This is a genomic window from Roseibium marinum (genome assembly GCF_002906165.1).
Lineage (GTDB): Bacteria > Pseudomonadota > Alphaproteobacteria > Rhizobiales > Stappiaceae > Roseibium > Roseibium marinum.
The window spans coordinates 998291-1013549 of record NZ_PPCN01000001.1 but is presented as its reverse complement, the minus strand read 5'-3'; the positions used below and the strand labels follow the sequence as shown (position 1 = coordinate 1013549).

At 61.4% G+C, this 15259-nt stretch carries 11 protein-coding genes; 1 reads left to right on the top strand and 10 read right to left on the bottom strand.

Annotated features, from left to right (window positions below; genetic code table 11):
• Nucleotides 1-15: 15 nt before the first annotated feature.
• The 5 genes from CLV41_RS04775 to CLV41_RS04755 all read right to left on the bottom strand — a co-directional run bounded on the left by CLV41_RS04775 (nucleotide 16) and on the right by CLV41_RS04755 (nucleotide 5833).
• Entirely contained in the window at nucleotides 16-1509 is a 1494-nt protein-coding gene (locus CLV41_RS04775; protein WP_208987273.1) for a tripartite tricarboxylate transporter permease, read from the bottom strand.
• A 66-nt stretch (nucleotides 1510-1575) separates the two neighbouring features.
• Nucleotides 1576-2526, bottom strand: a complete 951-nt coding sequence (locus tag CLV41_RS04770; RefSeq protein ID WP_103221066.1) for a tripartite tricarboxylate transporter substrate binding protein — start codon at nucleotides 2524-2526, stop codon at nucleotides 1576-1578.
• Nucleotides 2527-2621: 95 nt separating this feature from the next.
• Nucleotides 2622-3134 (bottom strand): tripartite tricarboxylate transporter TctB family protein, encoded by a 513-nt coding sequence (locus CLV41_RS04765; RefSeq protein WP_103221065.1) that lies wholly within the window; start codon nucleotides 3132-3134, stop codon nucleotides 2622-2624.
• Nucleotides 3135-3140: 6 nt separating this feature from the next.
• Nucleotides 3141-4580: an ethanolamine ammonia-lyase reactivating factor EutA gene (locus tag CLV41_RS04760; RefSeq protein ID WP_208987272.1), complete on the bottom strand. Its 1440-nt coding sequence runs from the start codon at nucleotides 4578-4580 to the stop codon at nucleotides 3141-3143.
• A 44-nt stretch (nucleotides 4581-4624) separates the two neighbouring features.
• Entirely contained in the window at nucleotides 4625-5833 is a 1209-nt protein-coding gene (locus CLV41_RS04755) for a cupin domain-containing protein (RefSeq protein ID WP_103221063.1), read from the bottom strand.
• Nucleotides 5834-6071: 238 nt separating this feature from the next.
• Between CLV41_RS04755 and CLV41_RS04750 the strand changes: the two genes are divergently transcribed.
• Nucleotides 6072-7823, top strand: a complete 1752-nt coding sequence (locus CLV41_RS04750) for a thiamine pyrophosphate-binding protein (protein WP_235867053.1) — start codon at nucleotides 6072-6074, stop codon at nucleotides 7821-7823.
• Between the two features lie 73 nt (nucleotides 7824-7896).
• Here CLV41_RS04750 and CLV41_RS04745 read toward each other — a convergent pair whose 3' ends face one another.
• From CLV41_RS04745 to CLV41_RS04725, 5 genes are all read right to left on the bottom strand, one after another.
• Nucleotides 7897-8457: a tripartite tricarboxylate transporter TctB family protein gene (locus tag CLV41_RS04745; protein ID WP_103221061.1), complete on the bottom strand. Its 561-nt coding sequence runs from the start codon at nucleotides 8455-8457 to the stop codon at nucleotides 7897-7899.
• Nucleotides 8454-9959 carry a tripartite tricarboxylate transporter permease gene (locus CLV41_RS04740; RefSeq protein ID WP_103221060.1) on the bottom strand — a complete coding sequence of 502 codons (1506 nt, stop codon included), beginning with the start codon at nucleotides 9957-9959 and terminating at the stop codon, nucleotides 8454-8456. Before CLV41_RS04740 ends, CLV41_RS04745 begins: the two co-directional genes overlap by 4 nt.
• Before the next feature lie 187 nt (nucleotides 9960-10146).
• Nucleotides 10147-11184, bottom strand: a complete 1038-nt coding sequence (locus CLV41_RS04735) for a Bug family tripartite tricarboxylate transporter substrate binding protein (RefSeq protein ID WP_103221059.1) — start codon at nucleotides 11182-11184, stop codon at nucleotides 10147-10149.
• Between the two features lie 510 nt (nucleotides 11185-11694).
• Nucleotides 11695-13926: a xanthine dehydrogenase family protein molybdopterin-binding subunit gene (locus tag CLV41_RS04730; protein ID WP_170107113.1), complete on the bottom strand. Its 2232-nt coding sequence runs from the start codon at nucleotides 13924-13926 to the stop codon at nucleotides 11695-11697.
• Nucleotides 13927-14358: 432 nt separating this feature from the next.
• The gene (locus CLV41_RS04725) at nucleotides 14359-15246 is read right to left on the bottom strand and encodes an NAD-dependent epimerase/dehydratase family protein (protein ID WP_146048500.1); all 888 of its coding nucleotides are present in this window, start codon (nucleotides 15244-15246) and stop codon (nucleotides 14359-14361) included.
• Nucleotides 15247-15259: the final 13 nt, after the last annotated feature.

Sequence of the window (15259 nt, the reverse complement as noted above, 5' to 3'; positions counted from 1 at the left end):
ATCCCGGATTTACGTTCATCGAGCAATACGGATCCTGCGCAGCGCCGGCAACAGAAGTGTCAACACGGTCAGCGCGATCAGGATCAGGGACTGCGGCCGCCCGGCCATGAAACCGAGCATATCATTGTCGGAAATCATCTGCGTCTGATGGAAAGACCTTTCGGCGGTCTCCCCCAGAACGAGCGCTATGACCAGCGTCAGGCGCGGATAGTCGAACCGCAGCATCATGTAACCGACGATCCCCATGATCATGGCGAGGATCACATCGCCGGGCTTGCCGTCGAGCACATAGACCCCGGTCAGCGAGACCGTGACCACCACGGGCACCAGGACGTGAACGTTGACGTAGGTTATGAGCACCAGCCACCTGGAGAACATCAGGCCGATAATGGAAGCCCCCACGGCCGACAGGGTCAGGGCAACGATCAGGCCATAGACCTCCTGCTGGTTGTCGAGCAGGATCGATGGTCCCGGATCGATACCATGCAGCACCAGAATTCCCAGAAAGAGCGCCGTCTCCGCGCTGCCCGGAATACCGAAAGCGACCGTCGGCACCAACGAGCCGCCATCCTTTGCATTGTTGGCGCTTTCCGGCGCGATCACACCCACGATATTGCCCTTGCCGAAGGATTCCGGATCCCGTGAGGACTGGACGGTCGACGAATAGGCCATGAAGGCCGCGACAGTGCCGCCAAGCCCCGGAACGGCGCCGATTATCGTTCCGATGGCGGATCCGCGCAGCAGCACCGGCCAGTGGACAAAGACCGCTTTGACCCCGTCCCATACGCCTGAGATCTTCTGGCGGGCATCCCCGACCGCTCCCGCAACGGACCCGCCCTTGAGACCGAGTTCTATCATCTGGGAAATCGCGAACATGCCCGTCAGGGTCGGTACAAGCGGGATCCCGTCCCAGAGGTAATCCGTATCGAGTGTAAACCGGAGCTCTCCGGACACCGTATCGGTGCCGACGAAGGCAAGCATCAGTCCGAAGCCGCCGGCGATCAAACCGCGAAGCAGCTTGCCGCGTGATGAAACGGCGATCGCGACCAGCCCCAGCATGGTCAAAAGGAAGAATTCCGCCGGACCGAAGGCCAGGACCACACTTCGCGCCACGGGAATGACGAACAGCAGGGTGACCAGACCAATCAATCCGCCAAGCGCGGAGGCGGTGGCCGATGCTCCGATTGCCAGTCCCGCCTTGCCCTGTCGGGCCAGGGGATAGCCGTCGAAAGTCGTCGCCGCATTGGGCGCCGTGCCGGGCGTATTCAAAAGGATGGCCGTGATCGAACCGCCAAAGGACGTGGCGCCCATCACGCCACCGGCCAGATACATGGCATCGAGGGCTTCCATCGAGAATGTCACGGGAATCAGCAGCGCGAGCGCCGTCGTTCCACCAAGCCCCGGAATGACGCCGAAGCACAGACCCAGCAGCACACCCAAAAGCACATAGATGGCCGATCCGCTGCTGAAGACCGAAACCATTGAATCGATGAGGACATCAAAGCCCATGCCACGCCTGCCCTGTTCGCACCAAAAAAAGCCGAAGCGGGTCCACCCCGCTTCGGAAACGCCTGGTTATTGCGCCAGCACGTCCTTGTAGGAGCCGTAAAAGTCCATCAGACGCTGCATGATCGCGGACGCCTCCTCGGCGCCGACCGGATCAAGGGCGTTGTTGGAACTCGCCGCCCACTCCTGAACGGAAGGTGCATCGGCTGCCTGAAGCAACGCCGCGGACAGCTTTTCCTGGATGTCCGCCGGAATGCCCGGAGGGCCGCCGACGATGCGGCGCAGGTCGAAGTTGGCGAAGTCGGGATATCCCAGTTCCGTGGAGGTCGGAATATCCTCCGCCGAGCGCGTCTCCTCGAACGTCATCAGGATCTTCACATCGCCCGACTTGCGATATTTCAAAAGCTGCGCAAGCGGCTTGATCGTGGCATCGACTTCACCGCGCATCAGGCCGATGATCGTGTCGGTGGAGCCCTTGTAACCGGTAACGTTCTGGATAGGACAGTCGATCAGCGTCATCGCGACACGCGCGGTCACGGACGAAGTCGAGGCCGGACCGGTATCGGAATGTTTGAACGGCTTGCCCTGGCTGCAGAGTTCCTTGAGGCTGTTGAACGGGCTATCGGCCTTGACCGCCAGCGCATAGTTCGATGTCGCCAGATTGCCGATCCAGGTCACGTCCGTCAGGTCGTAGCCCGTGGATTTACCGAGCAGTTGCGGAACGGTCAGGCCCGGCACGTTCCAGATGCCGATCGTATAGCCATCGGGATCGGAGCGATAAACGGTCGAAGCGCCCTTCTGCCCTCCGGCGCCGGGAATGTTTTCGACAACGACCTCTGTGCCCAGGATCTTTTCCATTTCCGGAGCGACCGCGCGGACATAGGCGTCGAAGCCGCCGCCGGGGCTATAGGGCACAACGAAGGTGATCGGTTTTTCCGGCCATTCCGCCGAAGCGATGCCGGTGCACGCCACAAGCGCCGCGGCAGCAACCGTCAGGCTGCGAATAAAGCGGTTACGCATTTGTATTCTCCTCTCTAGTGTGTCCGACCGCGTGCGAAACAAGCCGCGATTTCTGGTTGTTGTTGAAGGCGTCTACGGCCCCTGTCCTGCCTGCCCTACCAGGCATGAAATCCTTTCGGATCGAACAGGACGCCGCGATAGAGCGTGTAGTCGAGCAGCACCTCGAAAACGACGGAGACGAAACCCAGGACGACAAAGGCCGCGATCAGCGAGGGTATCCACGGCTGCCGGCCCCAGAAGCGCATGTAGAGGGTGATGAAAAGGGGGATGGCGGGAAGGATGCCGATTACCAGCATCGCCACGACACAGGCCACCATCCAGCCGATCTGGCCCGCCTCCCTTGCGACAGCCGGGTCATGGGTCATCTCCCGGTTGCGGAAATCAGCCCCAAGGGCCAGCCGCAGCCCGGCACCGAGCCTGTTGTCGAAACGGGACAGCAGATCGAGCAAAGCCAAAACGGTTGTCGCCACGCCCGCAAGCGTCGGCATCAACCTCGGTGTGTCACCGTATCGCTGCGCCCACGCGGTGAAGGCGGCGGACAAAAGCATCAGGATGACCGGAGGCCAAAGGGAACGAATTTTCTCCGGAACAAGATCGATATCACTCATCGCACGTCATTCGCTCGGAAACACAAGGGATTTGACGACCACTGGGGCCGCACCTGTCGCGCGGATCACTTCGCCGACGTCGATGAAATCGAATTCCGAAAGGCCGATGCCGTCTAGGGAGACGATGGCGCCGGGCACTGTCTCTTCCGCACGGCATTGCATGCCGAGCAGACCACCGACATCGCCTTCGATGACCAGGACAAGGGGATGCCCTTCATCGAGATGGCGGCGAAGGCCGCGCACCAGGCCGCGCGCGACAGCCGACAATCGGACGTAGGTCGCCGATCCCTTCCAGGGCAGAGCGACCGCGACCGGCTGCGAACCGGTTTCCTGCCCCATACGCAGGAGCGCCTCTTCGACCGCGCGGGTAACCGCCTGTGCGTCGATGTCCTCGCCGAGGTCCAGGTCCGGTGCGATCACCGGCATGTTTCGCAAGGGCAAGGCGGTGGGCGGATCCAGAAAAATGGTCGAGCCACTGACCTGAACCGTATATTGCGAGGCGCCGACAACCGTTGCCCGAATACCCTGGCGGGCCGGCAGGATGGAATGCGCCCAGGCACCGATGCGTTTCTTCAGCGCGACCGCCAGTTCGGGACCGAGATCGTCGCTGGTCGCCTCGCCGTCTTTGGAGATGAACTCCGACACACCTCCGGAAAAGACAACGGAGGTTTTGTCCAAAGGACGATCAAGCTGTGGCATGCGAAGCAGGTCACCGAGGTCCTCGCCCATGAGTGCGGAAAATACCCGGTCAGCCATCTTTCCGGCAACACGCTCCCGCTGCTCGGACGTCAGCCTCGAACCGACTCTCGCGTCAATCCCCGCGTCGGCAAGATGACGCGCGCCGAAAGGCTCAAGCCGGACGATGCAGCCGTCACGATCATAGGCAACGAGACGCGCGCCGACTTCCACCACAGTTCGTCCGATCACCCGGCCGGCGTCGCAAAGAGCAATCTTGGTGGTGCCCCCGCCAACATCGATGTTGACGATCCGCTCTCCTTTTCCCGAAAGTGCGGCCGCACCCGATCCTTGTGCCGCCATCAGCGTTTCCAGGGCATCGCCTGCGCTGACGGCGACGAATTTTCCAGCCTCGGCGGCGAACAGTTCCGCGATGGCGCGCGCGTTTGCCCGCCGGACGGCAACGCCGGTCAGGATCAGGGCTCCGGCATCGATATCCTCAAAGGCGAACCCCGCGGACCGGTATTGCGCCTCGATGAAGGCCCCCAGCGCTGACGCATCGATGGTCTGTCCGGCCGCATAGGGTGTCAGCATGATGTCGGATTCGAACAGAACCTCCCGTCTGGAAACGACGTAATTCGCGTCCCGGCGCTCCAGCACGATTTTGGAGAACATCAGATGCGATGTGGAGGACCCGATATCGACGCCGACACTGGTCAGTTCGATCTCGTCTTCCTCGATCAGGTTCCGGGCGGCATTTGTAAATTGCATTCGCCGCGCGGAACCCGGGACGCCTGTGGAGGTTTTCTGCGGAATCATACCGTTGCCGGTTTGTCGTAGAGGACCGGGTCCATCCTGCTCTTGGCGCCCGTACGGCCGATATGTTCCTCGAATTCCGAGCGGATATGCGGGTCTTCCATCCAGTAGGGTATGGACGTGCCGCCTTCGGTCACATCCATCGCCGTATAGTCGATCTGCTTTTCGCCGGGCGGCAGTCCCGTCACCAGGCTCGGATGATTGGGCCCGAACCAGGCGCTCAGCCGGAACGGTTCGGAAGATGTGTTGAAGTGCTGGTGATACCAGCGCGCGCCGCCCGGAGCCGCGCTGACCAATCCTACGGGTTCATAATCGACCCGCTTGACCCGGTCCGCATGACCGTCCTTCCAGGGATTGACTCCGCACTCTTCCGGCCAGGTGTAGGTGTAGCCCTTGCCCTTCACGCAAACCAGCACGGCGGCAGAGGTGTGGGCGTGCGCCTTTGAGTATTTGCCGGTCTCGTGCTGGCCGATCCACAGATAGAACTTGTTGGCCGTCATGAAGGGTTCGACGCGCCGGTAGCCGGGCGAACGGCGATTGTCGAGCGGGAGGTCGCAATTCATGACATCGGGCACAAGGTTCGTGCGCCGCATGGCGAGCCCCCGGATGGGGTCGGGCTCGATTTCTTCGTTGGGCTTGTAGAAGTCCCGGTCGGCGGAAAACCGGCTCATGAACCCGTAAGGACAATTGAAGATGAAATCCTTGTCGCCGATCAGGTTCATCAGGTTCGGCGCGGTCGTGCCGCCGAGAAGCAAGGCGGGAGAATTCGTGGCGTTGACGATGCGGTGGTAAGCGTTGACAGGTATGGAGAACAGCGAACCGGTTTGCCATTCGAAGACGTGCTTCGGCCCGCCTTCCTCCATCCAGACCTCGGTCGACCCGCGGCCTTCCACAACAAGGTAGATCTCCTCGTAGATGTGCTTTTCGACATTGAGCGCGCCTGCGGCCGGAACTTCGACAACGTAGTTGCCCCACTTTCCTTCGGTGCCGTGCAGCTGGATGTAGGACCCGCGTCCTCCCATGCGCGGCCAATTCACGAGCGGCAAGTTCTGAACCTTCGAGATGCCGACGCCCCGGAAAACGGGAATACCGTCCGCCTCCATGAAGCGGTCGTAATCGGATTGCGGCTGGCCGAATTTTCCGAAGCCCGCGCGCTCTCCGTGCTTAGGTTCATGCCATTGAGGCGCGTCGTCCACGAAATGCGACATCGGCTGCAGTTCCCTCCCGTTGTTTTGACGATCATCCTGCCCATTTAGACGCCACCGGTCAAGCTTTTGGAATAGTGTTCCGCATAAAGGAACATTAAGGACAGAATCTTGCGAGCGTGGAAATTCGATTTTGACAGGCCGGGAGAAGCGATCATAATAGCGGAACAGCGTTCCACATAACGTAACATGCTGAGGGACTATGGACGGAGAGACAAGAAACTGCTGGAAGGCAGAGCCGGTGGCGGGCCCCATCGACAGCGAGATGGCCTGGGGCTCAGACGTCGCCGCGGCCATGCTGCACCGCCTCGGGATCGATTATATCGCTCTTACCCCGGGCGCCAGCTACAGGGGTCTGCACGACAGTCTGGTGAACCACCTTGGAAATACCGCGCCGGAGATGCTCGTGTGCCTGCATGAGGAACACGCGGTCGCGATTGCCCATGGCTACGCCAAGGCAACCGGACGCGCGATGGCTGTCGCCCTGCACTCCAATGTCGGGCTGATGCACGGCACGATGGCGATCTTCAACGCCTTCGCCGATCGTGCTCCGATGCTGATCCTGGGCGCCACCGGGCCGATGGACGCCACCGAACGCCGTCCCTGGATCGACTGGCTACACACCGCCCAGGACCAGGCCGCTCTGGTGCGCAACTTCCTGAAGTGGGACGACCAGCCTGGGTCCGCCGCCGCTATTCCGGAAGCCATGCTACGGGGCTGGAAGATCGCCATGACCGAGCCCATGGCCCCTGTCTATATCAACCTGGATGCGGGCGACCAGGAGGCGCCGTTGCCAACCGCCATTTCCCTGCCCGGCCCCGGCCGCTATGCACCCGCCGCACCGTCCGCCCCCGACCCGGACAAGCTCGGCGACGCGATCAAGATACTGGCCAAAGCGAAAAATCCGGTGATCCTTTTCGGCCGGGGCGCCCGCAGCGAAGACGCGATGGAAAACCGCGTCGCGCTGGCGGAACGGCTGGGTGCCGCCATGGTTTCCGACCTGAAGGCAGGAGCGATGGTGCCGACCGCCCATCGGCTGCACGCAGGTGTGCCCTTTAACAAGCTGTCGCCGGTTGCCCGGCAGGTTCTGGAAAATGCCGATGCGATCCTGAGCCTCGGCTGGATCGACCTTGGAGGTATTCTCAAACAGGCGTTCGCAGACACCGCCCCGCAGGCGGCCATCATCCACGCCAGCCTCGACGGGCAGCTTCATCGCGGTTGGGGGCAGGAGCATTTTGGCCTGCCGCCGATCGACATCGACCTGAATTGTTCCGCCGACGCGGCGGTCCGGGCGATCCTCGCGGCTCTCCCGGACGGCCCGGCCGGATCGGCCGCGCGGATCCCGGCGGCCGCATCTCCAAAGGACGTCATGGGCGGCGCGCTCACGAACCGCGATATCGCCAGAGCGCTCAAGGCCGCGGTGGGCGATACGCCCGTTACCTTCGCCGCCCTTTCGCGCGGCTGGCCGGTCGATCTGTGGCCGCACGAACAGCCGCTGGATTATCTGGGCAAGGATGGCGGCGGCGGCATCGGCAGCGGTCCGGGCCTGACCATAGGCGCGGCTCTGGCGCTGCGCACCGAAGACCAGCTCGTCGTCGGCTCGCTCGGCGACGGCGATACCCTCATGAGCATCAACGCTCTCTGGACGGCCGCCAAATACCGGATACCGGCCCTGTTCCTGATTTCCAACAACCGCAGCTATTTCAACGACGAACTGCATCAGGAAAACATCGCCCTGCGGCGCAGCCGAAACCCGGCGAATGCCTGGGTCGGGCAGCGTCTCGACGACCCGGCGCCCGATCTTGCCGGCCTGGCCCGTTCCCAGGGTGTGGAGGCGTCCGGGCCGGTCAAGACCGTTGAACACCTGGAAGCCGCGATGCGTTGCGCCGTTGACGCGTTGCGGGCCGGACGTCCCTATCTCGTCGATGTCCATACCGACCCGCGCCAGGGACGCGAGAGCGCCGTCAAACGCAATACCAAGGGCGGGGTATAAAGCCCTACGAAAAAGCGCGCCGGAAAGATTTCCGGCGCGCCCTTCCCGATCGTTCAGGATCATTCGGTCAGGATCAGAAGTCCCGGTACCCCGCGAAATAACGCCAGATCAGACCGCGGTAGAGTTCGACGTTAAATCCGATCTCGAAAATGAAGTAGATCATCAGGGTCGTCCCTAGGGCGACGAGGATGGAAACCTTCAATCCCTGCTTCGCGACAACGCGCATCAACCCGAAGCCGAAGATCAGGATTGCGGCGTAGTGGCCGAGAACCGTTATCAGGGCCAGCAGCACGACCATCCAGATCGAAATCACGACCGTCCGGTTGAGATTGGCCAGTTGCCCCGTGGCCGCCAACTTCAAGCGATGGGTGAAATCCGACCGTCCTCTTACGGACCACATCCGCCGCGCGTGAAAGACGATAAGCGCGAACAAGGGCACCATGATCACGAAGGGCGTGCGCGAGGAGACAAGCTGATAGGTGCGCGCTTCGAAAAAGGCGGCGACCACCGCTATGCCGATGACCGTGAGAAACAGGATCTCCAGCGTGATCATATTCGCCAGATGGCCCTTCGCCTTTTCCGTTTCTTCCACCTCGGAAAGCGGCCGGCCGGTCTCGTTGGCGTTCTCGCTCATGCCTTCACCTCCCGCCGGTCACGGTAGACAGACCGGATGTTGAGCGCCAGAAACAGAATGGTGAACAGGGACAGGCCCAGCGGGATCGGTTCGGTGAAGAAGAACGGACCATCCAGCAGCAGAGCCAGATAGAGGTTCTTCTCGACCGCAAATCCGAGCACGAAGCCGATCAGCAGGGCCGCGCGCGAATAGTTCAGAATTTTCATGACGTACCCGAAGACGCCGAAGAACAACGCGATGCCGATGTCGAACAGCGACCGCTCCCCGGCGAAGGCGCCGGTCACGATAACCATCAGAAGAACCGGCACCATGATCTCGGACCTGATCGACGTTGCCCGGCTGAGAGGGTTGACGAGGAACATGCCGACGATCGTGCCGATCAGGTTGCCGATGATGATCGTGAAGATCATGATGAAGATGATGTCGACATTGTCGTTCAGCATCTGGGGACCGGTTTCGAGCCCCAGAATGAACAGACCGGACAACAGGATCGCCATGGACGACGATCCGGGGATCCCGAACGCAATGGTGGAGGCGAGCGCTCCGCCCTCGACCGCATCGTTGGATGCCTCGGGCGCGATGACGCCTTCCACGGTTCCCTTGCCGAACTCGTTCTTGTTTTTGGAGGTTTGCTTGGCGTGACCATAGGCGACAAACGCGGCGGGGGCGGAACCAAGGCCGGGAATAAGACCCATGGCCGTGCCGATCGCCGAGCAGCGGAGCACCAGCCACCAGTGCCGGAAGGTGACCAGGATACCCGCAAAAATCTGTTTCTGGGTATCGCGTGCCGACAGCGGCCCGGACGTGTGCCTTGCCAGGGATCCACCGCGCCCCCACAGGTCGATCATTTCGGCAACGGCGAAAAGACCCAGAATGACAGGCACAAGCGGCAGACCGTCGGAGAGGCGGTCGGACCCCATCGTGAAGCGCTCGGTATTGGTGACGTTGTCGACCCCGATCATTGCAAGCAGAAGCCCCAGAAGCGCGGCGATCAGGCTTCGGGTCATGTCCTCCTTGCCCAGCACCGCGACGAACGTGAGAGCAAGGAAAGCGAGAACGACTATTTCGGGCGGGCCGAAGAAAAGCACGACCTGCCGCAGGACGGGTATGAGAAGCGCCAGGGAAACCGCCCCGAAGGTCGCACCGAGAAAGCAGGCGGCCATGGCGGCTCCCACCGCATAGCCGGCCTGGCCCTTGTCCCGCATCGGCGGCCCGTCCAGAAGCGTCGCGGCGTTCTGGCCCGTGCCCGGCGTGGAGAACAGGATAGCGGTCAGGCCGCCGCCCTGGGCAACGGTTGCGTGCGCCCCCAGAATGAACGCGATCCCAGCCCCCGGTTCCATCGAGTAGAGGAACGTCACCGCCATCGCCATGGCAAAATGACCGGAAAGACCGGGAATGACCCCGATGACGAGACCGAACAGGGACCCGACAAAAAGATACGGTATGACGCTCAGGCTGATCGACTGCAGGAAGCCGCTCATCATGCCTTCGATGATGGTCATGGAGTTCCTATTGGCTGGAAAAGGACCACGTTCCCCGCCCACACCAGGCGGGGATACATTTCAGGTGGCGTGAGCCCGGTCTGGCGTGGAGCATCCCGCGTTCAGTTGACCGCAGACAAGATGCTCCAACACTTCAAACCGATCAACTTTCAGACCTCCAATCGAACCCGACTGGAGGTCTGTCGGTCTAGAGTTCACCCTTGATGGCCCTGACAAACAGAACGCGGTTGGTCTCATCGAGATCGGTCGAAGCCTTGGCGATCTTGCCTGTGCGATCACCGTCGGCGAAGGCGATATCCCGTCCGGTCTCTTCCGTCTTGGCGACGAATTCCGGATCCTGCATGGCCTGTGCGAATGCATCGCGCAGGAACGCGAGACGGTCCGCGGGAACACCTGGAGGGGCAGCAACGGGGCGCCCTACCGCGGAAAGACCATCCCATGCATCCAGGATAGCGAGCTTGCGATCGGCATCTTCAGCTTCGGCAGCCATGTCAAAGACACTGGGAATCCCGGCAAGCATGCCTGACGGTTCTCTTTCGCCGTGCAGGATGATCTTGTGATCGCCGGCTGTCACGCCTTTGGCCGCGGATCCAAGCGATCCCCACATGGCGTGGACATCGCCGCGCAGCATCGCGGTGCGGATATCCGACGACGAATTGAATCCGTGCACGACCTTCTGATCGATGCCGAACGCTTCACCGACGATCACCGCGTCGACGTAGGTCGACCCGCCGAGGCCGGTCGCGCCGACCACAGCGGTGCTGCCGTCGGTCATCATGTCCTCGAAGGAGTCGATACCGCTGTTGGTTCCGGTCACCAGGACGCGCTGGTCGGCCACGATGCGTCCGAGAAAATTGTAGTCGGCGACCTTGTAGTTGGCGCCCTCGATACCGGCGAGTTCATTGGTGATCATCGCCGAACCGTTGATAATGCCGATATGGAGACCGTCTGCCGGAGAATTGAAGATTTCAACAGCGCCCTTCATGCCACCGGATCCGGGCATGTTGACGATATCGACGCGCGCGCCGGTGTATTTTTCCATATACGGCGCGATCATGCGGCTGTACTCGTCATATCCGCCGCCCGGCTTGTAAGGAACGATCCACTTGATTGCCTTGCCCTTGTAGAACTCGGCCGCGTCTTCCGCGTGGGCAATACCGCCCAGGCCAATGGTGACGCTGGCAACCAGCGCGACGGCCATGCCCTTGAGTACTGTTCTTCTCATGATTTCCCTCCCTTGGAATTCACTTCAGGTCCAGTGCGGCCCGATATTAAAACCCGGACGCAAATGAAATTGCCCGCGCGTTTCTCGCGCGATGTATTTTTACTGCTGCTTGAACGGCGGTTTTTGGATGAGACCGATCACGGCAATATTGGCTACGGTAGCGCCGGTCTATATGCCGCCTTCGACCGCATGGCCGGGTGCCCGATCAGGCCCTGCTAAAATACAACAACTTCCTGCGACTTTATGTCCTCCGCTTTTCCTGACAACAGCGTATGACGGCTTTTGTATTCCCGTCAATGGGACAGTGATCCACATAAAGGAACGAATTAGTTTGCTGTGCCAGCTAATTTTCAGCTTGCCGGGCCCTGATGTCAGCGACTTGCAAGGCACCGATTGCCGCAAGGGCAGGGGCTTATGGCGATTTTTGCGAGAAGGAGAAAGACGTGGCCGGGTACAGGGCGAGAGCTTACCCGAAAAGCTTTTGCGGAAGAAAGTCAGGCATGACCGGCCTTACCTTTTTTCCACCGAACGGGCATCGCGCAGGGCTTCCCAAACCCTTGAAGGCGTTGCCGGCAATTCAAACTCGGATACACCCGCGCTGAACAGCGCATCGCAAACGGCCGAGGCAAGCGCCGCCGTCGCTCCGACCGTTCCCGCCTCGCCGACGCCCTTGACGCCCAGCGGATTAAGAGCGGTCGGAACCTCGACCCCGGCGAGAAAGAAGTCGGGTAGATTGTCCGCCCGCGCCATCTGGTAGTCCATCAGCGATCCGGTCAGAAGCTGATCCGCATCGTCGTAGATGATCCGCTCCCCGAGGCCGAGCGACAGGCCCTGGGCTATGCCGCCATGAAGCTGCCCCTCGACGAGCATCGGATACATGATTGTTCCGATGTCCTCGACGGCAACATAGCGGACGATGCGGGTCTCACCTGTTTCCGGATCGATCTCGACTTCGCAGATATGGGTGCCGTTCGGAAATGTCGCCCCGGCCGGGGTGAAGCTGGTTTCCACCTGCCAGTTGCCATCTTGTTTCGCCGCCGCGATCCGCTCCAGCGGAACACTCTCGTTGGACCCTTCGCGATGGAATGCACCGTCCCGGAACATGACGGTCCGGACCGGGCAGTTCATCACAGCCGCCGCATCGGCGCACCCTTCGTCCAGCAGCCTGTCCAGCGCCTGCCACAAGGCGGATCCCGCGACGGTCAGGCCGGACGACCCGCCACTGCCGCGTCCGAAACTGAGCGCTCTTGTATCGCCGTTGCGGTAGTCAATTCGTTCGATATCGATCTGCAGCCGCCCGGCTGTCATGTGGGTCAGAGCGGTCTCATGCCCCTGCCCGACCGACATGACGCCGGGCGCCACCACCACGCGGCCGTCCTCACCAACGGTAATTCGGGCAAAGTCCGGCTTCGGTTGCTTGAGCGGCCCGCCAGCCGATTCGATGCAGTTGACAATCCCAAGGCCGAAGAGCAGCCCCCGCTCCCGAGCGGACTTGCGCCGCTCCTGGTTTCCCTCGTTGAGAGACAGGGCCGTGTCCATGACTTTGGGAAAATCGCCGCAGTCGATTCTGGCGCCGAGCGCGGTCACGACGGGCATGGCGTCCGGCCGGATCAGGTTTTTCCGGCGCAGGGCAACCGGATTGATACCGAGCTGGCGGGCGGCCTGATCGATCGCCTTTTCGATCGCATAGGTCGCCTCGGGCCGGCCATTGCCGCGAAAGGGCGCAAGCGGGGCGCGGGCGCTCAACCGACCGACCACCCGGGCCGCCGCCGCGGGAATGTCATACATGCCCGTGAGACCGTTGATGTTGTTGACCAGGCCGAATGCGCGCCGGCCCGGATAGGCGCCCACATCCACCTCGAAATCCGCCTCCACGGCGAGAATTCTGAAATGCTCGTCCAGGGCGATCGAAACGCGCCCCTTGGCGCCCCGCCCCTGGGCATCCGCCAGGAAGCTCTCCGAACGGCCGGGCAACCAGGCAAGTTGCCTGTCCAGACGGCGCGCCGCCCAGCACAAGGCAACGTCTTCACGGCTCATGGCGCCCTTCAGGCCGAAGGAGCCGCCGACATCGTCCGCCTGCACGTGAAGACTGTCCTCGTCCCAGCCAAGATGGCCCGCGATCTGGTTTCTCATGGCGAACGGGTTCTGGGTGCTCGCCCGGAAATGAAGGCCGCCCGTTGCATCGGGCGTGGCGATTGCTCCGCGCGGCTCCATCGCCGCGGTCGTTGCCCGGGGCATATCCACCATCACCGTCGAGCGATGGGCGGCGCGGGCAAAAGCCTCCTTGACCGCCTGCGCATCGCCAAGCCTGCGCAGGAAAGCGATACCCTGCACGGGATCCCGTTCGCCGATATCGAGGACAATGGTTTCAAGGGCGGCCGCAAGGCTCTCGCGGGTCTCGGCGACGACAAGCGCTATCGGCTCGCCTGTATGTTTGATCTCCTCGCCCGACAGGATCGGTTGCGGGAACTGCTCCGACGCAAGCCCGTCGTCGCGCGGCAGATCCACATGCGCTATCGCCGCGATCCCATCGGCGTCCAGATCCGCTGAGGTGAATACGGCGATCACGCCGGGCATGCCAAGCGCTTGCGAAACGTCCAGCCCTTCTATCCTGCCACTGGCGACGTCGGAGCGGAAAAATCCGGCGAAACAGGTCTCCGGCTCAATAAAATCGGAAACATACCGGCCGCGACCGGTGACAAGACGCAGATCCTCCAACCGCATTTCAGTCCGCTCGTTCATGCCCTGCACCATTCCCGATTTTGCGCAAATTCAAATTTGGGTGAGCACACATTATAGGAACAGCGTTTCACATAAAAGAACGTTGTTGGATTTTACGGACACCGTTCGCCGATGCACCGGGCTGATTTGCAAGCACCCGCGGTGACTTCCCCGGCCGGTCCCATTGGTGTCCTCTGTGGGGTCACATTCAACCAGGGTTCAGTTTCGGCAGTTTGCGGCGCTCCGCCCCCTGCGGTCGGAACTGACGCATATGAGCCGCGCATTGGCAGGCTTGAAAACGGAATGCGCCCGACGGCTTGAACGGCCCTCATGGTGCAGTGCTACCCTACATGCCCTCGGGAGGGGATAGAGTTTTCCGGACTTACGTCTTCAAGTTTATGTATATAAAAACAAACTTATAAGTTTTATCCCGCAGTTTCAGGGGTTTAAAAATTAACCCGGCATACTTCCTGGCAAGACCCGTGAGGAGCCGGTCGCCAATTCTTCCAGAATTGAGCGATCACCGTAACGTGGAGCCCATCTCAACAGCCGTTTTGCATGGGCGTTGTCATATACCCTGTCAATCGTCCGCGGGAGTTTCCATTCGCGCAAATTGAAAATTGTGACGATATCAGGCCGCCGAAGGGCAATTACGGTTTCCGCGTCCTCCCGCAGCCCCACGCAGTCACTTTTCGTAAACGGCGTATCGCCGCTGACGATCACCGTCTCGCAAAGGCCTCCTGTCCGGCCAAGCGCTGCAAGGTGGGCATTGGCAGCATCCCGCTCATCCACCCCCCGGCAAATTCGGTGAATGATCATTTGATCCGCCGGTTCCGGAAAACACCTGCCGAGCCGGATGATCGTGACGCGGAACCCCGGCGCCGCCAGCCGCCGCAACCGGATTTCAGCCTCTAGCTTCGTGCGATGATAAATTGTCCTTGGGCAAGGTTCGCTGGTTTCGTCGATCCATCTCGCCGGTTGACCGGTGGACACCTGCACTCCGTAAAGCGCCGTCGTGCTGGTAAAAACGAATTCCGGCACACCGGAGGCTTTGGCGGCTTTAGCCAGGCGCTCGGTGGCAAGCACATTGAGCGCAGTAAATTGACTGTCGGATGCAAGACCTACATGAGGCGCGTGCAAGCCCGCTGCATGAATGACGGCATCAACAGGCATTCCGGGCAATTCGTTCAGCCTCAAGAGATCGGTCACATGCGTGGTGTGGTGCCCCGGCGTGATATCGAGGCCAATCGTTCGATAACGCTTGCCGGCAGCGTCGCAAATCGCGCTGCCAATACGGCCACTGCTTCCAGTGACAAGAAGGCGTGCTTCGTTGACCGTCATTGTCTCGCGCGCC